Annotated in this window: 26 protein-coding genes; 21 read left to right on the top strand and 5 right to left on the bottom strand. The window is 39.3% G+C overall.

Annotation, left to right across the window (positions count from 1 at the left end):
• The first annotated feature begins 68 nt into the window (after positions 1-68).
• The 19 genes from rplO to ADJ60_RS05510 all read left to right on the top strand — a co-directional run bounded on the left by rplO (position 69) and on the right by ADJ60_RS05510 (position 14,812).
• A complete protein-coding gene (rplO, locus tag ADJ60_RS05600) occupies positions 69-509 on the top strand; it encodes a 50S ribosomal protein L15 (protein WP_000766087.1) in 441 nt (146 codons plus the stop codon).
• A 12-nt stretch (positions 510-521) separates the two neighbouring features.
• Positions 522-1,832 (top strand): preprotein translocase subunit SecY, encoded by a 1,311-nt coding sequence (secY, locus tag ADJ60_RS05595; RefSeq protein WP_000465403.1) that lies wholly within the window; start codon positions 522-524, stop codon positions 1,830-1,832.
• 149 nt (positions 1,833-1,981) lie between these two features.
• Entirely contained in the window at positions 1,982-2,620 is a 639-nt protein-coding gene (locus ADJ60_RS05590; RefSeq protein ID WP_001050436.1) for an adenylate kinase, read from the top strand.
• A 116-nt stretch (positions 2,621-2,736) separates the two neighbouring features.
• Positions 2,737-2,955 carry a translation initiation factor IF-1 gene (infA, locus tag ADJ60_RS05585; RefSeq protein WP_001029883.1) on the top strand — a complete coding sequence of 73 codons (219 nt, stop codon included), beginning with the start codon at positions 2,737-2,739 and terminating at the stop codon, positions 2,953-2,955.
• A gap of 24 nt (positions 2,956-2,979) precedes the next feature.
• Positions 2,980-3,096, top strand: coding sequence for a 50S ribosomal protein L36 (gene rpmJ / locus ADJ60_RS05580; protein ID WP_001808836.1), 117 nt, complete (start codon positions 2,980-2,982; stop codon positions 3,094-3,096).
• 17 nt (positions 3,097-3,113) lie between these two features.
• Positions 3,114-3,479 carry a 30S ribosomal protein S13 gene (gene rpsM, locus ADJ60_RS05575; RefSeq protein WP_000090781.1) on the top strand — a complete coding sequence of 122 codons (366 nt, stop codon included), beginning with the start codon at positions 3,114-3,116 and terminating at the stop codon, positions 3,477-3,479.
• Positions 3,480-3,496: 17 nt separating this feature from the next.
• A complete protein-coding gene (rpsK, locus tag ADJ60_RS05570; protein ID WP_001118385.1) occupies positions 3,497-3,880 on the top strand; it encodes a 30S ribosomal protein S11 in 384 nt (127 codons plus the stop codon).
• A gap of 42 nt (positions 3,881-3,922) precedes the next feature.
• The gene (locus ADJ60_RS05565; protein WP_000568988.1) at positions 3,923-4,858 is read left to right on the top strand and encodes a DNA-directed RNA polymerase subunit alpha; all 936 of its coding nucleotides are present in this window, start codon (positions 3,923-3,925) and stop codon (positions 4,856-4,858) included.
• Between the two features lie 11 nt (positions 4,859-4,869).
• A complete protein-coding gene (rplQ, locus tag ADJ60_RS05560; RefSeq protein ID WP_000331493.1) occupies positions 4,870-5,256 on the top strand; it encodes a 50S ribosomal protein L17 in 387 nt (128 codons plus the stop codon).
• Positions 5,257-5,520: 264 nt separating this feature from the next.
• The gene (locus ADJ60_RS05555; protein ID WP_000644124.1) at positions 5,521-5,787 is read left to right on the top strand and encodes an ACT domain-containing protein; all 267 of its coding nucleotides are present in this window, start codon (positions 5,521-5,523) and stop codon (positions 5,785-5,787) included.
• 9 nt (positions 5,788-5,796) lie between these two features.
• Complete coding sequence (locus tag ADJ60_RS05550) at positions 5,797-7,134, top strand: PFL family protein (RefSeq protein ID WP_000354901.1); 1,338 nt, start codon at positions 5,797-5,799, stop codon at positions 7,132-7,134.
• A gap of 244 nt (positions 7,135-7,378) precedes the next feature.
• Entirely contained in the window at positions 7,379-8,071 is a 693-nt protein-coding gene (locus ADJ60_RS05545; protein WP_049543955.1) for a histidine phosphatase family protein, read from the top strand.
• 161 nt (positions 8,072-8,232) lie between these two features.
• Positions 8,233-10,734: a leucine--tRNA ligase gene (gene leuS, locus ADJ60_RS05540; protein ID WP_049543954.1), complete on the top strand. Its 2,502-nt coding sequence runs from the start codon at positions 8,233-8,235 to the stop codon at positions 10,732-10,734.
• Between the two features lie 248 nt (positions 10,735-10,982).
• A complete protein-coding gene (locus ADJ60_RS05535) occupies positions 10,983-11,849 on the top strand; it encodes an ABC transporter ATP-binding protein (RefSeq protein WP_049543952.1) in 867 nt (288 codons plus the stop codon).
• Positions 11,849-12,691 (top strand): ABC transporter permease, encoded by an 843-nt coding sequence (locus tag ADJ60_RS05530; RefSeq protein ID WP_049543951.1) that lies wholly within the window; start codon positions 11,849-11,851, stop codon positions 12,689-12,691. Before ADJ60_RS05535 ends, ADJ60_RS05530 begins: the two co-directional genes overlap by 1 nt.
• An 18-nt stretch (positions 12,692-12,709) precedes the next feature.
• The gene (locus tag ADJ60_RS05525; RefSeq protein ID WP_049543950.1) at positions 12,710-13,165 is read left to right on the top strand and encodes a LytTR family DNA-binding domain-containing protein; all 456 of its coding nucleotides are present in this window, start codon (positions 12,710-12,712) and stop codon (positions 13,163-13,165) included.
• A 9-nt stretch (positions 13,166-13,174) separates the two neighbouring features.
• A complete protein-coding gene (locus ADJ60_RS05520) occupies positions 13,175-13,594 on the top strand; it encodes a DUF3021 domain-containing protein (RefSeq protein ID WP_049543949.1) in 420 nt (139 codons plus the stop codon).
• 94 nt (positions 13,595-13,688) lie between these two features.
• Entirely contained in the window at positions 13,689-14,384 is a 696-nt protein-coding gene (locus ADJ60_RS05515) for a GNAT family N-acetyltransferase (protein ID WP_049543948.1), read from the top strand.
• Positions 14,385-14,395: 11 nt separating this feature from the next.
• Positions 14,396-14,812 (top strand): GNAT family N-acetyltransferase, encoded by a 417-nt coding sequence (locus tag ADJ60_RS05510; protein ID WP_049543947.1) that lies wholly within the window; start codon positions 14,396-14,398, stop codon positions 14,810-14,812.
• Between the two features lie 461 nt (positions 14,813-15,273).
• On the opposite strand, the gene ADJ60_RS05505 is transcribed toward ADJ60_RS05510, so the two are convergent.
• The 4 genes from ADJ60_RS05505 to ADJ60_RS05490 all read right to left on the bottom strand — a co-directional run bounded on the left by ADJ60_RS05505 (position 15,274) and on the right by ADJ60_RS05490 (position 18,203).
• The gene (locus tag ADJ60_RS05505; protein ID WP_049543945.1) at positions 15,274-16,422 is read right to left on the bottom strand and encodes a tyrosine-type recombinase/integrase; all 1,149 of its coding nucleotides are present in this window, start codon (positions 16,420-16,422) and stop codon (positions 15,274-15,276) included.
• Positions 16,423-16,594: 172 nt separating this feature from the next.
• Complete coding sequence (locus ADJ60_RS05500; protein WP_049543942.1) at positions 16,595-17,407, bottom strand: HIRAN domain-containing protein; 813 nt, start codon at positions 17,405-17,407, stop codon at positions 16,595-16,597.
• A gap of 37 nt (positions 17,408-17,444) precedes the next feature.
• On the bottom strand, positions 17,445-17,828 hold the full coding sequence (locus ADJ60_RS05495; protein WP_049543941.1) for an ImmA/IrrE family metallo-endopeptidase: 384 nt from the start codon (positions 17,826-17,828) through the stop codon (positions 17,445-17,447).
• Between the two features lie 12 nt (positions 17,829-17,840).
• Positions 17,841-18,203: a helix-turn-helix domain-containing protein gene (locus ADJ60_RS05490; protein ID WP_038804348.1), complete on the bottom strand. Its 363-nt coding sequence runs from the start codon at positions 18,201-18,203 to the stop codon at positions 17,841-17,843.
• A gap of 289 nt (positions 18,204-18,492) precedes the next feature.
• Here ADJ60_RS05490 and ADJ60_RS05485 point away from each other — a divergent pair, with 289 nt between their 5' ends.
• A complete protein-coding gene (locus tag ADJ60_RS05485; protein ID WP_049543938.1) occupies positions 18,493-18,753 on the top strand; it encodes a hypothetical protein in 261 nt (86 codons plus the stop codon).
• Here ADJ60_RS05485 and ADJ60_RS05480 read toward each other — a convergent pair.
• Positions 18,742-19,137, bottom strand: coding sequence for a DUF2513 domain-containing protein (locus tag ADJ60_RS05480; protein ID WP_049543937.1), 396 nt, complete (start codon positions 19,135-19,137; stop codon positions 18,742-18,744). The genes ADJ60_RS05485 and ADJ60_RS05480 overlap by 12 nt on opposite strands.
• 51 nt (positions 19,138-19,188) lie before the next feature.
• Here ADJ60_RS05480 and ADJ60_RS05475 point away from each other — a divergent pair, with 51 nt between their 5' ends.
• A complete protein-coding gene (locus ADJ60_RS05475) occupies positions 19,189-19,392 on the top strand; it encodes a helix-turn-helix transcriptional regulator (RefSeq protein ID WP_049543935.1) in 204 nt (67 codons plus the stop codon).
• Positions 19,393-19,439 lie beyond the last annotated feature (47 nt).

The raw sequence follows: 19,439 nt of genomic DNA, 5'->3' as shown, positions 1-19,439 counted from the left end.
GTTGATGGGGGAGACAACCTTTTCTCCCTTATCGGCGCTAGCATTTTACAAAAGAGGAGAAAATAAAAATGAAACTTCATGAATTGAAACCTGCAGAAGGTTCTCGTAAAGTACGTAACCGCGTTGGTCGTGGTACTTCATCAGGTAACGGTAAAACATCTGGTCGTGGTCAAAAAGGTCAAAAAGCTCGTAGCGGTGGCGGAGTTCGCCTTGGTTTTGAAGGTGGACAAACTCCATTGTTCCGTCGTCTTCCAAAACGTGGATTCACTAACATCAACGCTAAAGAATACGCAATTGTGAACCTTGACCAATTGAACGTCTTTGAAGATGGTGCTGAAGTTACTCCAGTTGTTCTTATCGAAGCAGGAATTGTTAAAGCTGAAAAATCAGGTATTAAAATTCTTGGTAACGGTGAGTTGACTAAGAAATTGACTGTGAAAGCAGCTAAATTCTCTAAATCAGCTGAAGAAGCTATCACTGCTAAAGGTGGTTCAGTAGAAGTCATCTAAGAGAGGTGACCTATGTTTTTTAAATTATTAAGAGAAGCTCTTAAAGTCAAGCAGGTTCGATCAAAAATTTTATTCACAATTTTTATCGTTTTGGTCTTTCGTATCGGAACTAGCATTACAGTTCCTGGTGTGAATGCCAATAGCTTGAATGCTTTAAGTGGATTATCCTTCTTAAACATGTTGAGCTTGGTGTCAGGGAATGCCATGAAAAACTTCTCAGTTTTTGCTCTTGGTGTTAGCCCCTACATTACGGCCTCTATCGTTGTCCAACTCTTGCAAATGGATATTTTACCCAAATTTGTAGAGTGGGGTAAACAAGGGGAAGTAGGTCGAAGAAAATTAAATCAAGCTACTCGTTATATTGCTCTTGTTCTAGCCTTTGTGCAATCGATCGGGATTACAGCTGGTTTTAATACTTTGGCTGGAGCTCAATTGTTGAAAACAGCTCTTACTCCACAAGTCTTTATCATGATTGGTATCATCTTAACAGCTGGTAGTATGATTGTGACTTGGTTGGGAGAGCAAATTACAGATAAGGGATACGGAAATGGTGTTTCTATGATTATCTTTGCCGGGATTGTTGCCTCAATTCCAGAGATGATTCAGGGCATCTATGTGGACTACTTTGTGAACGTCCCAAGTAGCCGTATCAACTCATCCATCATTTTCGTAATCATTTTGATTATTACTGTATTGTTGATCATTTATTTTACAACTTATGTTCAACAAGCAGAATACAAAATTCCAATCCAATATACTAAGGTTGCACAAGGTGCTCCATCTAGCTCTTACCTTCCTTTGAAGGTAAACCCTGCTGGAGTTATCCCTGTTATCTTTGCAAGTTCGATTACTGCAGCGCCTGCGGCTATTCTTCAGTTTTTGAGTGCTACAGGTCATGATTGGGCTTGGGTAAGAACAGCACAAGAAATGCTGGCAACAACTTCACCAACTGGTATTGCTATGTATGCTTTATTGATTATTCTCTTTACATTCTTCTATACGTTTGTACAGATTAATCCTGAAAAAGCGGCAGAGAATCTACAAAAGAGCGGTGCCTATATCCACGGAGTTCGTCCTGGTAAAGGTACAGAAGAATATATGTCTAAACTTCTTCGTCGTCTTGCAACTGTTGGTTCTCTCTTCCTTGGTGTGATTTCTATTTTACCGATCGTAGCAAAAGATGTTTTCGGACTTTCAGAAGCAGTTGCTTTTGGAGGAACCAGTCTTTTGATCATTATCTCTACAGGTATTGAAGGAATCAAACAATTGGAAGGCTACCTATTGAAACGTAAGTATGTTGGTTTCATGGACAGAACAGAATAAAAGTAATTACTGAATCAGTAATTACTGAGGGAGTGGAGGTTTAACTCTAACATTTGTGAGAGTTTGGTCTCCCCTCTTCTATTTTGTTTTTAAATAGGGGTGAAAAGACTTTTTGCTTCTATTTAAAAATAAAATAAGGAGATCAAATCATGAATCTTTTGATTATGGGCTTACCTGGTGCAGGTAAGGGAACTCAAGCAGCAAAAATCGTAGAACAATTCCATGTTGCACATATCTCAACAGGTGATATGTTCCGCGCTGCAATGGCAAATCAAACTGAAATGGGTGTTCTTGCTAAGTCATACATTGACAAGGGTGAATTGGTTCCTGACGAAGTTACAAATGGAATCGTAAAAGAACGTCTTTCACAAGATGATATTAAAGAAACAGGATTCTTGTTGGATGGTTACCCACGTACAATCGAACAAGCTCATGCCTTGGACAAAACATTGGCTGAACTTGGCATCGAACTAGAAGGTGTTATCAACATAGAAGTGAATCCAGATAGCCTCTTGGAACGTTTGAGTGGTCGTATCATCCACCGCGTAACTGGAGAAACTTTCCACAAGGTCTTTAACCCACCAGTTGACTATAAAGAAGAAGATTACTACCAACGTGAAGATGATAAGCCTGAGACAGTCAAACGTCGTTTGGATGTGAATATTGCTCAAGGGGAACCAATCATTGCTCACTACCGTGCCAAAGGTTTGGTTCATGACATCGAAGGTAATCAAGATATCAATGATGTCTTCTCAGATATCGAAAAAGTATTGACAAATTTGAAATAAAGCGTTTTTCACACTTGCAAAAATCCGCTACAAATGTTATACTGAGATAGTCTGACTTATAATTGTTGTCTCTGTGTCTAGAGGCATCGAATCGAAATTTATGGAGGTGCTTTTGCGTGGCAAAAGACGATGTGATTGAAGTTGAAGGCAAAGTAGTTGATACAATGCCGAATGCAATGTTTACGGTTGAACTTGAAAATGGACATCAGATTTTAGCAACAGTTTCTGGTAAAATTCGTAAAAACTATATTCGTATTTTAGCGGGAGATCGTGTTACTGTCGAAATGAGTCCATATGACTTGACACGTGGACGTATCACTTACCGCTTTAAATAATCGAAAAACTTGGAGGGATAAGAAATGAAAGTAAGACCATCGGTCAAACCAATTTGCGAATACTGTAAAGTTATTCGTCGTAATGGTCGTGTTATGGTAATTTGCCCAGCAAATCCAAAACACAAACAACGTCAAGGATAAGATAGAAAGGAGAAAACATGGCTCGTATTGCTGGAGTTGACATTCCAAATGACAAACGCGTAGTAATCTCATTGACTTATGTTTATGGTATCGGACTTGCAACATCTAAGAAAATTTTGGCTGCTGCTGGAATCTCAGAAGATGTTCGTGTACGTGATCTTACATCAGATCAAGAAGATGCTATCCGTCGTGAAGTGGATGCAATCAAAGTTGAAGGTGACCTTCGTCGTGAAGTAAACTTGAACATCAAACGTTTGATGGAAATCGGTTCATACCGTGGTATCCGTCACCGTCGTGGACTTCCTGTCCGTGGACAAAACACTAAAAACAACGCTCGCACTCGTAAAGGTAAAGCTGTTGCGATTGCTGGTAAGAAAAAATAATATAGGAGGTAAAAGTCTTGGCTAAACCAACACGTAAACGTCGTGTGAAAAAGAATATCGAATCTGGTATTGCTCATATTCACGCTACATTTAATAACACTATTGTTATGATTACTGATGTGCATGGTAATGCAATTGCTTGGTCATCAGCTGGTGCTCTTGGTTTCAAAGGTTCTCGTAAATCTACACCATTCGCTGCTCAAATGGCTTCTGAAGCTGCTGCTAAATCTGCACAAGAACACGGTCTTAAATCAGTTGAAGTTACTGTAAAAGGTCCAGGTTCTGGTCGTGAGTCAGCTATTCGTGCGCTTGCTGCCGCTGGTCTTGAAGTAACAGCAATTCGTGATGTGACTCCAGTGCCACACAATGGTGCTCGTCCTCCAAAACGTCGCCGTGTATAATCATCGCATTACACTGCTTTTCGTTTAAGAGGGAGTAACTAAATGATCGAGTTTGAAAAACCAAATATAACAAAAATTGATGAAAATAAAGATTATGGCAAGTTTGTAATCGAACCACTTGAACGTGGCTACGGTACAACTCTTGGTAACTCTCTTCGTCGTGTACTTCTAGCTTCTCTACCAGGAGCAGCTGTGACATCTATCAATATTGATGGTGTGTTACATGAGTTTGACACAGTTCCAGGTGTTCGTGAAGACGTGATGCAAATCATTCTGAACATTAAAGGAATTGCAGTGAAATCGTACGTTGAAGACGAAAAAATCATCGAACTGGATGTTGAAGGTCCTGCTGAGGTAACAGCTGGTGACATTTTGACAGATAGCGATATTGAAATTGTAAATCCAGATCATTATCTCTTTACAATCGGTGAAGGTTCTTCCCTAAAAGCGACTATGACTGTTAACAGTGGTCGTGGATATGTACCTGCTGATGAAAATAAAAAAGATAATGCACCAGTTGGAACACTTGCTGTAGATTCTATTTATACACCAGTTACAAAAGTCAACTATCAAGTGGAACCTGCTCGTGTAGGTAGCAATGATGGATTTGACAAATTAACCCTTGAAATCTTGACAAATGGAACAATTATTCCAGAAGATGCTTTAGGGCTTTCAGCACGTATTTTGACAGAACATCTTGATTTGTTTACAAATCTTACTGAGATTGCTAAGTCAACTGAAGTGATGAAAGAAGCTGATACTGAATCTGACGACCGTATTTTGGATCGTACGATTGAGGAACTGGACTTGTCTGTGCGTTCATACAACTGTTTGAAACGTGCCGGTATCAATACTGTGCATGATTTGACAGAAAAATCTGAAGCAGAGATGATGAAAGTACGAAATCTTGGACGCAAGAGTTTGGAAGAAGTGAAACTCAAACTCATTGATTTGGGTCTTGGATTAAAAGATAAATAAAGGAGGAATAAATGGCTTACCGTAAACTAGGACGCACTAGCTCACAACGTAAAGCAATGCTTCGCGATTTGACAACTGACCTTTTGATCAACGAATCAATCGTGACAACTGAAGCTCGTGCTAAAGAAATCCGTAAAACTGTTGAAAAAATGATTACTCTAGGTAAACGTGGTGATTTGCATGCACGTCGTCAAGCAGCTGCTTTCGTACGTAATGAAATCGCATCTGAAAACTATGATGAAGCAACTGATAAGTACACTTCTACTACAGCACTTCAAAAATTGTTCTCAGAAATTGCACCTCGTTATGCTGAACGTAACGGTGGATACACTCGTATCCTTAAAACTGAACCACGTCGTGGTGATGCAGCGCCAATGGCGATCATCGAATTAGTATAAAATCATCAATTTTGTTGAGTGTTATGATGATGGAGTCTTGTGCTCTTAGTCTAGCTCTGGTCTACCGCTAGGATTTCGGTCCTAGCGGGAACACTCATCATAAGTTGGGATAGTAGACGCTTGTTTACGAAATTGTTTTTTTCTTAAGAACAACTTCGTAAGCAGGCGTTTTTGAGTATTTTAGTTAGAATTATGCTATACTATTTGAAAAGAATCCTGTTTAATGTTCAGGTTTCCTATTAAAAGAAGAATTGGAGTTTGCTTATGAAAGCGATTATAACTGTTGTTGGTAAAGATAAATCTGGAATTGTTGCAGGTGTTTCTGGTAAAATTGCAGAATTGGGTTTGAACATAGACGATATTTCTCAAACTGTCTTGGATGAATATTTCACGATGATGGCTGTCGTCTCTAGTGATGAAAAGCAAGATTTTACTTATCTTCGTAATGAATTTGAAGCTTTTGGGCAAACTTTGAATGTGAAAATTAATATTCAGAGTGCAGCAATTTTCGAAGCTATGTATAATATCTAGGAGGTGCACATGGATATTAGACAAGTTACTGAAACCATCGCCATGATTGAGGAGCAAAATTTCGATATCAGAACTATTACCATGGGAATTTCCCTTTTGGACTGTATCGATCCAGATATCAATCGTGCTGCGGAGAAAATTTATCAAAAGATCACGACAAAGGCGGCTAATTTAGTAGCAGTTGGGGATGAAATTGCAGCTGAGTTGGGAATTCCAATCGTTAATAAGCGTGTATCGGTGACTCCTATTTCTTTGATTGGTGCAGCGACAGATGCGACAGACTATGTGGTTCTGGCAAAAGCACTCGATAAGGCTGCGAAAGAGATTGGTGTGGACTTTATCGGTGGCTTCTCTGCCTTGGTACAAAAGGGTTATCAAAAGGGAGATGAGATTCTCATCAATTCTATTCCTCGTGCTTTGGCTGAAACGGACAAGGTCTGCTCGTCAGTCAATATCGGCTCAACCAAGTCTGGTATCAATATGACGGCTGTGGCAGATATGGGACGTGTTATCAAGGAAACGGCTAATCTATCAGATATGGGAGCGGCCAAGTTGGTTGTATTCGCTAATGCTGTTGAGGACAATCCATTTATGGCGGGTGCCTTCCATGGTGTTGGGGAGGCAGATGTTATCATCAATGTCGGAGTTTCTGGTCCTGGTGTGGTAAAACGTGCCTTGGAAAAAGTTCGTGGACAGAGCTTTGATGTAGTAGCCGAAACAGTTAAGAAGACTGCCTTCAAGATCACTCGTATCGGTCAATTGGTTGGTCAAATGGCCAGTGAGAGACTCGGTGTGGAGTTTGGTATTGTGGACTTGAGTTTGGCGCCAACTCCTGCTGTTGGAGATTCTGTTGCACGTGTCCTTGAAGAAATGGGGCTAGAAACAGTTGGTACGCATGGGACGACGGCTGCCTTGGCTCTCTTGAATGACCAAGTTAAGAAGGGCGGAGTCATGGCCTGCAACCAAGTTGGTGGTTTGTCTGGTGCCTTTATCCCTGTTTCAGAAGATGAAGGAATGATTGCTGCAGTGCAAAATGGCTCTCTTAATCTGGAAAAACTAGAAGCTATGACGGCTATCTGTTCTGTTGGTTTGGATATGATTGCCATTCCGGAGGATACACCTGCTGAAACCATTGCGGCTATGATTGCAGACGAAGCTGCAATTGGTGTCATTAACATGAAAACTACGGCTGTTCGTATTATTCCAAAAGGAAAAGAAGGCGATATGATTGAGTTTGGTGGCCTATTAGGTACTGCACCTGTTATGAAGGTCAATGGGGCTTCGTCTGTCGATTTCATCTCTCGCGGTGGACAAATTCCAGCACCAATTCATAGTTTTAAAAATTAAGAAAATAGGAGAAATTTTAAGTTCTATTTAAGGTTGGCTGTGTATACTATAATCATTAAATAAAGACCTCCTAATATTATTTGAAACAGATAACACTGATTTAGTTTGAATTTGATTTTCATCTAATATCTTTATTTAATAGAACTCCTAAACTTTTTCATAATAATCTCCTGCAAAAGTCGCCTGTCTGGGTGGCTTTTGTTTTATCATCCATGATATAATAGAAGCAAACGGAGGACGGAAAATGGTAAAAGTACGATTGTATTTGGTACGTCATGGCAAGACTATGTTTAACACGATTGGTCGCGCGCAAGGTTGGAGCGATACTCCCTTAACAGCTGAAGGTGAACGAGGGATTCAAGAATTAGGAATCGGTTTGCGCGAATCTGGTCTACAGTTTGAGCGTGCTTATTCGAGTGATTCTGGGCGCACCATTCAGACAATGGGAATTATCCTTGATGAACTTGGCTTGCAGGGAAAAATCCCTTATCGCATGGACAAGCGTATCAGAGAATGGTGTTTCGGTAGTTTTGACGGAGCTTATGATGGTGATCTTTTCATGGGCATTATTCCTCGTATCTTTAATGTGGACCACGTTCACCAATTGTCTTATGCTGAACTGGCTGAGGGTTTGGTAGAGGTCGATACAGCTGGTTGGGCTGAAGGCTGGGAAAAACTCAGTGGCCGAATTAAGGAAGGCTTTGAAGCGATTGCCAAAGAAATGGAAGAGCAGGGTGGGGGCAATGCCCTCGTTGTCAGCCACGGAATGACTATTGGAACCATTGTTTATCTAATTAATGGTATGCATCCGCATGGTCTAGATAATGGTAGCGTGACGATACTTGAATATGAGGACGGCCAGTTTAGCGTAGAAGTTGTCGGCGACCGTAGTTACCGAGAACTAGGACGTGAGAAGATGGAAGAGACAAATAGTTAATAGAAGTTAGCTCCAAATGGGGGCTAATTTTTTATGCTGCTACATAATCTGGATTTGCGATTCAGTCTTTCTTTGTCATACAAGCCTAAAAGAACATTTCTCGTCTTTCAAATTCCCTCAAAAATGGTATAATAGTAACATCACAAAATTGGAGAGAGACCATGAGTTTTTACAATCATAAAGAAATTGAGCCTAAGTGGCAGGGCTACTGGGCAGAACATCATACATTTAAGACAGGAACAGATGCATCAAAACCGAAGTTTTATGCTCTTGATATGTTCCCTTATCCGTCTGGAGCGGGTCTGCACGTAGGACACCCAGAAGGCTATACAGCGACAGATATCCTCAGCCGTTACAAACGTGCGCAAGGTTACAATGTCCTTCACCCAATGGGCTGGGATGCCTTTGGTTTGCCTGCAGAGCAATACGCTATGGATACAGGGAATGACCCAGCAGAATTTACAGCGGAAAATATTGCCAACTTTAAACGTCAAATCAATGCGCTTGGATTTTCTTACGACTGGGATCGTGAAGTCAACACAACAGATCCAAACTACTACAAGTGGACTCAATGGATTTTCACTAAGCTTTACGAAAAAGGCTTAGCCTATGAAGCGGAAGTGCCAGTAAACTGGGTGGAAGAATTGGGAACAGCCATTGCCAACGAAGAGGTTCTTCCTGACGGAACTTCTGAGCGTGGAGGCTATCCAGTTGTCCGCAAACCAATGCGCCAATGGATGCTCAAAATCACTGCCTATGCAGAGCGCTTGCTTAATGACTTGGATGAGTTGGATTGGCCAGAATCTATCAAGGACATGCAACGCAACTGGATTGGTAAATCAACTGGTGCCAATGTAACATTCAAAGTTAAGGGAACAGACAAGGAATTCACAGTCTTTACCACTCGTCCGGACACCCTTTTCGGTGCGACTTTCACTGTCTTGGCTCCTGAGCATGAACTAGTAGATGCTATCACAAGTCCAGAGCAAGCAGAGGCTGTAGCAGCTTACAAACACCAAGCCAGCCTCAAGTCTGACTTGGCTCGTACTGACCTTGCCAAAGAAAAAACAGGAGTTTGGACTGGTGCTTATGCCATCAATCCTGTCAATGGAAAGGAAATTCCAATCTGGATTGCGGACTATGTTCTTGCTAGTTATGGAACGGGTGCGGTAATGGCTGTACCTGCTCATGACCAACGTGACTGGGAATTTGCTAAACAGTTTGACCTTCCAATCGTAGAAGTACTTGAAGGTGGAAACGTTGAAGAAGCTGCCTACACAGAAGATGGACTTCATGTCAATTCAGACTTCCTAGATGGATTGAACAAAGAAGATGCTATTGCTAAGATTGTGGCTTGGTTGGAAGAAAAAGGCTGTGGACAAGAGAAAGTTACCTACCGTCTCCGCGACTGGCTCTTTAGCCGTCAACGTTACTGGGGTGAACCAATCCCAATCATTCATTGGGAAGATGGAACTTCAACAGCTGTTCCTGAAAATGAATTGCCACTTGTCTTGCCTGTAACCAAGGACATCCGTCCTTCAGGTACTGGGGAAAGTCCGCTAGCTAACTTAACAGACTGGCTTGAAGTGACTCGTGAAGATGGCGTTAAGGGTCGTCGTGAAACAAACACCATGCCACAATGGGCTGGCTCAAGCTGGTACTACCTCCGCTATATTGACCCGCACAATACTGAGAAATTGGCTGATGAGGACCTCCTCAAACAATGGTTGCCAGTAGATATCTACGTGGGTGGTGCAGAGCATGCTGTACTTCACTTGCTTTATGCTCGCTTCTGGCACAAATTCCTCTATGACCTCGGTGTCGTTCCAACTAAGGAACCATTCCAAAAACTCTTTAACCAAGGGATGATTTTGGGAACTAGCTACCGTGCCCACCGTGGGGCTCTTGTGGCAACTGATAAGGTTGAAAAACGTGACGGTTCTTTCTTCCATGTGGAAACAGGAGAAGAATTGGAGCAAGCACCAGCCAAGATGTCTAAATCGCTCAAGAACGTTGTCAACCCAGACGATGTTGTGGAACAATACGGTGCCGACACCCTTCGTGTCTATGAAATGTTCATGGGGCCACTTGATGCTTCAATTGCTTGGTCAGAAGAAGGTCTGGAAGGAAGCCGTAAGTTCCTTGACCGTGTTTACCGTTTGATTACAAGTAAGGAAATTGTTGCGGAAAACAATGGTGCCCTTGACAAGATTTATAACGAAACCGTTAAATCTGTTACTGAGCAAATCGAGTCTATGAAATTCAACACAGCTATTGCCCAACTCATGGTCTTTGTCAACGCGGCTAACAAGGAAGACAAACTCTATGTAGACTACGCCAAAGGCTTTATTCAATTGATTGCTCCATTTGCACCTCACTTGGCAGAAGAGCTCTGGCAAACTGTTGCAGCAACAGGTGAATCAATCTCTTACGTGGCTTGGCCAACATGGGACGAAAGTAAATTGGTTGAAGACGAAATCGAAATCGTCGTCCAAATCAAAGGAAAAGTCCGTGCTAAACTCATGGTCGCTAAAGACTTATCACGTGAAGAATTACAAGAAATTGCTCTCGCTGACGAAAAAGTCAAAGCAGAAATTGACGGTAAGGAAATCGTGAAAGTGATTAGTGTACCAAATAAATTGGTTAATATTGTTGTAAAATAACCAATTTATTTGCTGATTTCCAACCTCAAACAGTTTCCCAAACTGTTTGAGCCAACTAAACTCGTTAATATCGTTGTGAAATAAGATAGGAATCCTTCAGAGTAGAATCTGGAGGATTTTTAAATGAAAAATATAATTCTGTTTCCATCATCTCACCACTTAACCTTTTATTTTAACCACTTATCTAAAAAGTCGATTTTTCTGTCATTATTTTTGTTAAACTAGTGAGATAAAAGGAGGAAAGAAATATGATTTTACAAGCTAAACATTTGACTAAACGGTACGGCACTCATATGGCTGTCGATGATATTCAGTTAGAGTTTGAAAAAGGAAGTTTCAATGCTATTTTGGGTCCCAATGGTGCAGGTAAATCAACCACTATTTTCATGTTAATCGGCTTGAAAAAGCCGACACAAGGTCAGATTCGCTATGCGCCAAATACGAAAATCGGAGTTGTTTTTCAAGCTAGTGTACTAGATGAGATGTTAACGGTTAGGGAAAATCTCACGATTCGTGCTCAACAGTATAAGGAGATTGCAGCAAGTCGTGTGGATGATTTGATCCATCAACTGGGCTTGACTGCTTTCCAGAAACAACTATATGGGACTTTGTCAGGTGGACAAAAACGTCGGGTTGATATTGCGCGTGCTCTTCTTTCGCGACCAGATATTCTTTTCTTGGATGAACCAACGACAGGTCTTGATATTCAGACTCGCAAATCCATCTGGGATCTTCTGTATCGACTACAAAAGGATGAAGGGATGACTATTATCTTAACGACTCATTATTTGGATGAAGCGGATGAAGCGGATCAGATCTATATCGTTGATCATGGGAAAGTGATTGCGCAAGGTTCTGCGACTAAGATTAAAAGTCAGTATGCATCTAATATCCTAAAAATTCGTTTTAAAGAAATAACCGATTTAGAAAAATTGCTACGGACTGGGATGGTAGTAGAGAAAGAAAATAAGTTTGAATATCTTTTTTATCCAAGAACGTCACTGGAAGCTATTGAATATTTGGCAAAAGTTCGAGAAGAAATTGATTCTTTTGAGTTTCGCCCAGGTACCATGGATGATGCCTTTATTGCACTTACAGGAAGAGAGGTTCGCTAATGTTAGCTTTATTGAAACGGAATTTTATCTTATATTTTCGTAATCGTTCAGGAGTATTTTTCTCATTATTGGGGGCATTGATTTCCTTCCTGCTTTATATCATTTTTTTGCAGAAGAACTTGACGGATGCTTGGACCCAACTCCCTGAAAATACGAAGCTTTTAAATAACTGGCTGATGGGTGGGACCTTGGCTGTGACTGGGATTACAACCAGTTTTACGGCTCTTACACAAATGGTACAGGATCGTGAAAATCAAGTAGATCAAGATCTTTTCTTGACAGATTTAGGTAGCTGGGGCTTACAGGTGTCCTATCTAATCAGCAGTATTATCATTTCTTTTGTCATGCAGGTGTTTATGTTTGCTGTTATGAGCCTTTATTTTAAAGAAAGTCCAGTTATCAGTCATTTACCGGAAATTACTTTGATTATGCTGTTAAGTAGTCTGCTTTCAAGTGTGGTAAATATTCTCTTGATTTATCGTTTTCAATCTGTAGATAGTCTTGGGAAACTGGCAACTATAGTGGGGACTGCTTCTGGATTTTTGGTAGGAACTTATATCCCCATTGGAGTATTACCTGAGTTTGCACAGATTATCATGAAGTGTACCCCTGCAACTTATATTGCTTCTCTCTATCGACAAATTTTAATGAAAGAGCGGTTAGAGACTGCATTTACAGGAAATAGCAGTCTGTTACAGGAATTTCAAGAAAAAATGGGAATTCAAATCAACTGGCAAGAACTATTGACAAAGGAAGAGACATACTTTATAGTGGTTATTATCAGTCTTGTCGCTATTTTTCTTTGGCTTTTATTTGTTAAAGTGTTTAGCAAGAGAAAATAAAGGTATATTGGAGAGAAAATGAAGATTCGTTTTGAAATGAAGACAGAGTTTTCAGAAAAGGACCCACATATTGTAATTCAAGCAGCTCAGTTAACTGACCAAGCAAGGGAAGTTATGGAGTATTTAGAACAATTTTCAACAACCAATCAGGTGGCCATTCCTATTCGGGCGGATGATTATCTGGTTATGGTGAAGATTGAGGATATTATTCTAGCTGATATTGATAAGAATTTATTAACCATTTATACGGTAGACGGGATTTATAAAACGAAGGAAACATTGATAAACTTTCAGAATCGGATTAATCGGCGTAACTTTATACAGATATCACGTCATTCAATTATAAACATTGACCACTTAGAATCGTTATCAGATAGTTTTTCAGGGAACATGATGGCTAAAATGACTCGGGGCATCAAATCTAGTGTGAGTCGGAAATACGTTAAGTCCTTAATGAATTATCTAGGTTTATAGGAGAAAATCATGAAACGATTAATTGATTATTTTGTATCGGGAATGCGCACGGCTTCCTTCTTTTATTTGAGTATGATGTTATTAGCGCAGTGTTATCCAAGCGTTACCTATCCTACACCAATGGTAAAAAATATTCTAGCTCTGTTTTTAATGGGTGGAATTATGGGGGTATTGACTTTAATACTTGAAAAGCTAGAGTTTCTTGCTTTTAGTATACGTGTAGGAGTTCATTTATTAGTTACAGCTACTGTCTTAGTATTGACCTCTCTATTTTTTGGCTGGGGTTCAGTTTTATGGAGCCCTCTGCTTTGGTTCTTTTTCTTGTTAATTTATGGATTGATATGGTTGTATCAAATCTGGCGAACTCATAAACTCACACAACAAATTAATCAAGCCTTAGAGGATAAAAGACAGAAAACGGGTCACTAATATAGTTTTGAGGATGAAGCTTGAAGACAGTGCCAGTTTCCAAAGAGAACAATTTGTGATATAGTATTTTCAGCGTAAAACAAGGAGAAGAAAAATGCCAGTAAACGAATATGGTCAGATGATTGGGGAGTCAATGGAAGGTTATACACCAGGTGAATTGCCTTCTATTGATTTCTTAGAAGGGCGTTATGCTCGAATAGAAGCTCTTTCGGTGGAAAAGCATGCGGAGGATTTATTAGCTGTTTATGGCCCTGATACGCCTCGGGAGATGTGGACTTACCTCTTTCAGGAGCCAGTAGCAGACGTGGAGGAACTGGTCAGCCTTTTAAATCAGATGTTGGCTCGTAAGGACCGTTTTTACTATGCCATCATAGACAAGGAAACTGGTAAGGCTTTGGGAACTTTTTCTCTCATGCGCATTGATCAGAATAACCGAGTGATAGAAGTGGGGGCGGTCACTTTTTCTCCAGAGCTCAGGGGAACACGGATAGGAACTGAAGCCCAGTATCTCCTCGCTCGCTATGTCTTTGAAGAGCTGAACTATCGTCGCTATGAGTGGAAATGCGATGCTCTTAACCTGCCATCAAGACGAGCTGCGGAGCGTTTGGGATTTGTCTATGAAGGAACCTTCCGTCATGCAGTCATTTATAAGGGGCGTACGAGGGATACGGATTGGTTGTCTATGATTGATAAGGACTGGCTTCAAGTCAAAGCTCGATTGGAAGCATGGTTGGATCCTGAAAATTTTGATAACAATGGACGACAGTACAAGAGCTTGAGAGAGCTTTAAGAGGTGTTGACATGATCACTATTAAAAAGCAAGAAATTGTCAAGTTAGAGGATGTTTTGCATCTCTATCAGGCTGTCGGTTGGACAAATTATACCCATCAACCAGAGATGCTGGAGCAGGCCTTATCTCATTCATTAGTAATTTATCTGGCACTTGATGGTAATGCTGTAGTGGGCTTGATTCGTTTGGTTGGAGATGGTTTTTCATCAGTATTGGTTCAGGATTTAATCGTTTTACCTAGCTATCAGCGCCAAGGGATTGGTAGTGCCCTAATGAAAGAGGCTTTAGAGGATTACAAAGATGCCTATCAAGTCCAGCTGGTAACAGAACAGACAGAAAGAACCTTGGGCTTCTATCGTTCTATGGGCTTTGAAATCTTATCCACCTATAATTGTATAGGAATGATTTGGATAAACAGAGAAAAATAATAAAACTTGTTTTTTCTTAAGCAAAGTTTAAGGATGGTCTAGTATCATATAGTCATTAAATAAAGACCTCCTAACTTTATTTAATGAAATCCTAAAACTTTTTTTCATCATAATCTCCTAATGAAGTCACCCAATCAGGTGGCTTTTTTTGGCGTGGGTAGGTGCTGGAGATGGAGATTTTTTCAGAATGGTAGAATTTGAGAAAAGTTAAGCTAGTTTTAAGCTTCGTCTTGTATCATATAGTCATTAAATAAAGACCTCCTAACTTTATTTAATAAAATCCTAAACTTTTCTTTTTCATAATAATCTCCCTTAACTCCACCCAATCAGGTGGAGTTTTTTTGCTCTATTTCAGGCTTTTGGAGACTATTCTAAAAATCATTTTCCGATATTTTCAGGTATTTTTCGGATTTTGGTCGGGGAATTGGCGGGGACTTTTTGAGGTTGTGGCGGGGACTTTTTTAGCGAATGTGACTAAGAAATAGGTCTGTTGTCGCTTCAGCAAGTTCGTCCTCAACTTGGTTATAACGATCGGTCATATAGACTTTTGTATGGCCCAGCGCCTGGCTTAGTTGCTCAAGTGGAACTCCTGCAATAATGCTTTGAGTCGTGAAGAAGTGGCGCATCATGTGAGGTGTTACATGCAATCCTGTTACTTCATTCACTAGATTGAAGTTTCTATTTAACTGGTTTGGATTGATGAGACCACCTTTTTCGTTCAGGGTGATATAATCTTTTTGTTGTTCCTTGATAATCCCTAACTTTCGCTTAATTTTAGAAGCTTCAGCTATCAGATAATAGATAAGGTCTGTCCCGATATCATCAAGGCAGACGTAGCGCTCCGATTCCTTCGTTTTAAGACCTCCTTTCCCTTTTAAGGTCTGGTTGCTTCGGCTATCTCTAAGATGCAGTATAGCCCGTCCACTATCGTTCTGAGTCACGTCCATTGGACGCAACCCAAAGACTTCCCCTCTCCTTAGTCCAAAAATGGTAAGATAGGTAAGAGCGTAGAATTCTTTTGGCATGATTTCTTTAGCCTTAGAAATCCAAGACTTGAACTCTTTCAGTGAAATTTTCTTATTCGTGGCAGGGATATCACTCTGGCCAATGAATACACCTTTCAAACGATTTGAGAGTAGGTTTCCATTTTTCACGGCATCGTTTAGCAATGCCATGAAGCTGGAATTGAGGGTTTGAACAGTGTATCTGGTATGATTCTGCAACTTTTCAGCGATAAATAGTTCATACTCATTTCTATCCAAATTTTTAAGCAGAACAGAACCAAACTTTGGTTTGATGTGGTTCTTATAAAGATTGTCATTGAGGTAGTAGGAAGTGTCATTCCAGCGCCCTGTTGATAATCTCTTTTCCGAATAAATATCCCAATACTGATCAAGTGTTAGATTCGTATTGATACCCAATTCCTGATCGTGGATTTGTTGCTCAATCTCTGTCAAGGCTGCACGAGCTTGTGGAAGGGTTGTGAGACCACTTTTAGTAATCTCTTTCTTTTTACCACGAAAATAGAAAGAGCGTCTGATATAGTAGCGCTTGCCTTTAGCAGTCTCGTAGTAATAGATATTTGGGTATTTTGTTTTATTGTATTTCATTGTATTCTCCTTGTTTATTAGCTTCTGGACAAGGTCTAAACGTTGAGAATATTGACATCACCCCTTTCATGGTGTAAAATAGAATATAGAAAAGAGGCCTTTTTAATGGCTGATTTTTTATAAGGGTAAGCTTCACAATCAAACTTTGGCGAGGGCGATTGTGGGGCTTTTTTTATTTTCTGAATAGTTTGTATAGTTTATACAAACTCCAAGCTGTCAAAGGGACTGCAAGGAATGGAGCGATTGGAATACCAACAACTCCAAAAAAGACTAAGAAAATATACAGTGCTGAAAATATGATTTTATTGGCAGGAAGTTTTTTCTTAGGAGATGTTTCTGAAAGATTAATCTCATTTACTATATCAGCGAAACTGTCACTAACAATATTTTGTTCAATATGTTCAGCTTCAGTTGTTTTAGTTTCAATAGATTCAGTTTTAGTAACTTCTTTATTGGAAATGTTATCATCAATTATCTCAGATGATTCGCTCTGAATTACTTCTTTTTGTGAAGAATCAACAATGGTAAGGTAAATTTCAAAACCAACATCCAAGTCATTATTTGTGACAACTTTTTCTTCATACTCGTCCCATTCTTTATATGGACCGCCTTTTATCTCACATTCTATTAGGAAATGATATCTTTCATCATCAAAATATTTACGGATAGATTTAGCAACTGTTGCAGGGACGTATCCTACATGATTATCAAAAATCAAAACTTTTATAGCATTGGAATCATATTTATTATCCGTTTCTGGAATGAGTTCAATATTAAAAATATCTAAATCTCGATACTTAAAGACTTTTAGACCGTATTCTTCAACTTCTTCCTTGATTTCCTTAGCTGATAAATCGCCATAGTATTTTGAATACTCTGGAATCCCATTGTCTTCAGCAATCATATTGCAAGCTTCTTTTACTGCTTTTTTATATTTTGTCACTCCAGCGACTCTGAATAATATTTTTTCAACAGTCTTTTGCATATATTTTCCCTCTATATAAATATCTTCAATGCTATTTTTAATTTACTAATGCTAAGTATTCCTCTTTTACCATGATTTCATTTGTCATAGTTTTAAGATTGTAGTAGGACATGAATTTGAGGTAATCAAACTCTGTAGGGTCTTCTAAGCTTTCTATCGCGTCTTTTACGAGATGATGGATCATCATTCTATCAGCTTCGTTTTCACATCGTAGGCGAGCGATCTGGTACTCTGAGCGTGTGTGGTCCTTGTGGCCCAGTTCATGAAGTAGGACCTTAACTCTCTCTTTTTTGCTGAGCTTACTCGACAGGAAAGCTGTATTGGTTTCTTTTTCATAAAATCCAAGTTCATCTGGCATTAGATTGCCGTCAAAATCGATAATACGAACCTGAAAATGACTTATAATTTCTTTTTCAGTCACTAAGCAATACCTCTAATCACCAGCTTCCTTCAGATAACCTTCAATGATAGACTGGATGATTTTCTTCTTTTCGTCTGTTAATTCTCGCCCGCCGAACATCATGACATTTGATGCCATTTCTTCAACGTTTAGAGTCTTACCTTCCCATTTGTAGTCATGACTACCAGCGATTGCTGGGTTATCCGTGCGACCGAGTAGATAATCTGTGGACACGTTGAAGTAGTCAGCAATCATTGAAACTCGTTCAACATTTGGAGTGGATTTCTTCATGTTATAAATTGTATTTCTGCTAAAACCTAGTTTTTCTTCAAGTTTATTTAATGAAATACCTTGTTTGTCAGCCAATTCTTTTATTTTTTCAAATGTGAAAAACATTGATACATCAACCTTTCTAAGGCATGACAAAAAATATTTAATAAATTTACTACAAAACCGTTGACAAAGTTTAATAAATTTACTACAATAGTTTTTGTAAGCTAAAGAGTTAGCGAACAAGACAACTAAAAAATAAAGCCTAATGAAACTGATTGGCGTCCGTTTTATAGGTAGAACCTTACTTTTTAGTAAGTCTTTTCTCTATGTTTTGATTTTAATAAATTTATTTATCAATGTCAAGAAATTCGCTAACTTTTTAGATAATTTTTTAAAAAGAAAGGAGAGAAAGATGAGCAATTTATCAAAAAAATCATTACCAATCCAAGATTTAGAAATCAAGATTAGTAGTGATTCTAGTGTTCCACACGTTATTTTGAATGGAATTGATTTCCGAGCTGAGGGTATCGGCCTTAAATCTATCAAAATCATTTGGGGGACTAAGGGAGGGGAAATCCCAGAATCTCTCATCCAAATTGACTATATAGATGCTCGTGAACAGCTACACGAAGCAACTGTTAAGCAATCATTTCAAAATACTTTACTTAAATAGCTCTGGGTTTGTTACAAGATTAGTAATGATTTGTGAGGCGGTTTGAGATAGGAAGTTTAGAGAAAACACACCTACTTTTTCAGCGACACTCTTGGTTTCTCTCCAAACTTTAGGACTCCTCACTGAATCAAGAAACTGATGCCCTTTGTAAGTCATGCCATGAACAAAAGCAATATACAAAGAATTTGAACCGTCAAAGGTCGGAGACCAATTTATAAAACCAGCTTCTGATAGTAACTTACAGTGATAAACAATAGTATTTGTCTCATACTTGTTAGCTCTTTTAAACTTCGAGTTACTAGAGAAAACAAACGGCTCTGGATATTGATGCAATTCTTCAATGTCTAGCAAAATATCTCTTACTAGTTCTGGTTCAAATTTCATGTTACATCTCCGAGTTTTATTTACATTATATCAAATTTAGAAAGGAAGAATATGAGTAAAGAACTAAAAATCATCAAGGCTAAAATCAAAACTCGTTTGATTGAGCTGGATATGACTCAAGCTGAGTTGGCAAAACAAGTATTTGTAACACCATCGGTCATTTCAGAACTGCTGAAGTATGGCAAAGGAAGTGATTATGTGAAAGAAAAAGTCATAGATATTTTGGGTATTGAAAACCCTTGGAGAAATCACTAAGAGGTCCATACATGCAAGTAAAAATAATACAGAATTGGCAGAAGAAA

It is taken from the genome of Streptococcus pseudopneumoniae (assembly GCF_001076775.1).
Taxonomy (GTDB): domain Bacteria; phylum Bacillota; class Bacilli; order Lactobacillales; family Streptococcaceae; genus Streptococcus; species Streptococcus pseudopneumoniae_G.
Note: the sequence above shows the minus strand (reverse complement) of the source record. Positions and strands in the feature narration are given on the sequence as shown.

Coding starts and splice junctions, on each gene's coding strand:
- ADJ60_RS05520 (WP_049543949.1), top strand. CDS start 13,175: ATGAAACGATTAATTGATTATTTTGTATCGGGAATGCGCACGGCTTCC.
- ADJ60_RS05485 (WP_049543938.1), top strand. CDS start 18,493: ATGAGCAATTTATCAAAAAAATCATTACCAATCCAAGATTTAGAAATC.
- ADJ60_RS05525 (WP_049543950.1), top strand. CDS start 12,710: ATGAAGATTCGTTTTGAAATGAAGACAGAGTTTTCAGAAAAGGACCCA.
- secY (WP_000465403.1), top strand. CDS start 522: ATGTTTTTTAAATTATTAAGAGAAGCTCTTAAAGTCAAGCAGGTTCGA.
- ADJ60_RS05500 (WP_049543942.1), bottom strand. CDS start 17,407: ATGCAAAAGACTGTTGAAAAAATATTATTCAGAGTCGCTGGAGTGACA.
- leuS (WP_049543954.1), top strand. CDS start 8,233: ATGAGTTTTTACAATCATAAAGAAATTGAGCCTAAGTGGCAGGGCTAC.
- ADJ60_RS05555 (WP_000644124.1), top strand. CDS start 5,521: ATGAAAGCGATTATAACTGTTGTTGGTAAAGATAAATCTGGAATTGTT.
- ADJ60_RS05565 (WP_000568988.1), top strand. CDS start 3,923: ATGATCGAGTTTGAAAAACCAAATATAACAAAAATTGATGAAAATAAA.
- ADJ60_RS05490 (WP_038804348.1), bottom strand. CDS start 18,203: ATGTTTTTCACATTTGAAAAAATAAAAGAATTGGCTGACAAACAAGGT.
- ADJ60_RS05515 (WP_049543948.1), top strand. CDS start 13,689: ATGCCAGTAAACGAATATGGTCAGATGATTGGGGAGTCAATGGAAGGT.
- ADJ60_RS05530 (WP_049543951.1), top strand. CDS start 11,849: ATGTTAGCTTTATTGAAACGGAATTTTATCTTATATTTTCGTAATCGT.
- ADJ60_RS05510 (WP_049543947.1), top strand. CDS start 14,396: ATGATCACTATTAAAAAGCAAGAAATTGTCAAGTTAGAGGATGTTTTG.
- ADJ60_RS05475 (WP_049543935.1), top strand. CDS start 19,189: ATGAGTAAAGAACTAAAAATCATCAAGGCTAAAATCAAAACTCGTTTG.
- ADJ60_RS05590 (WP_001050436.1), top strand. CDS start 1,982: ATGAATCTTTTGATTATGGGCTTACCTGGTGCAGGTAAGGGAACTCAA.
- ADJ60_RS05535 (WP_049543952.1), top strand. CDS start 10,983: ATGATTTTACAAGCTAAACATTTGACTAAACGGTACGGCACTCATATG.
- ADJ60_RS05480 (WP_049543937.1), bottom strand. CDS start 19,137: ATGAAATTTGAACCAGAACTAGTAAGAGATATTTTGCTAGACATTGAA.
- rplQ (WP_000331493.1), top strand. CDS start 4,870: ATGGCTTACCGTAAACTAGGACGCACTAGCTCACAACGTAAAGCAATG.
- ADJ60_RS05545 (WP_049543955.1), top strand. CDS start 7,379: ATGGTAAAAGTACGATTGTATTTGGTACGTCATGGCAAGACTATGTTT.
- rpsM (WP_000090781.1), top strand. CDS start 3,114: ATGGCTCGTATTGCTGGAGTTGACATTCCAAATGACAAACGCGTAGTA.
- ADJ60_RS05505 (WP_049543945.1), bottom strand. CDS start 16,422: ATGAAATACAATAAAACAAAATACCCAAATATCTATTACTACGAGACT.
- rplO (WP_000766087.1), top strand. CDS start 69: ATGAAACTTCATGAATTGAAACCTGCAGAAGGTTCTCGTAAAGTACGT.
- ADJ60_RS05550 (WP_000354901.1), top strand. CDS start 5,797: ATGGATATTAGACAAGTTACTGAAACCATCGCCATGATTGAGGAGCAA.
- rpmJ (WP_001808836.1), top strand. CDS start 2,980: ATGAAAGTAAGACCATCGGTCAAACCAATTTGCGAATACTGTAAAGTT.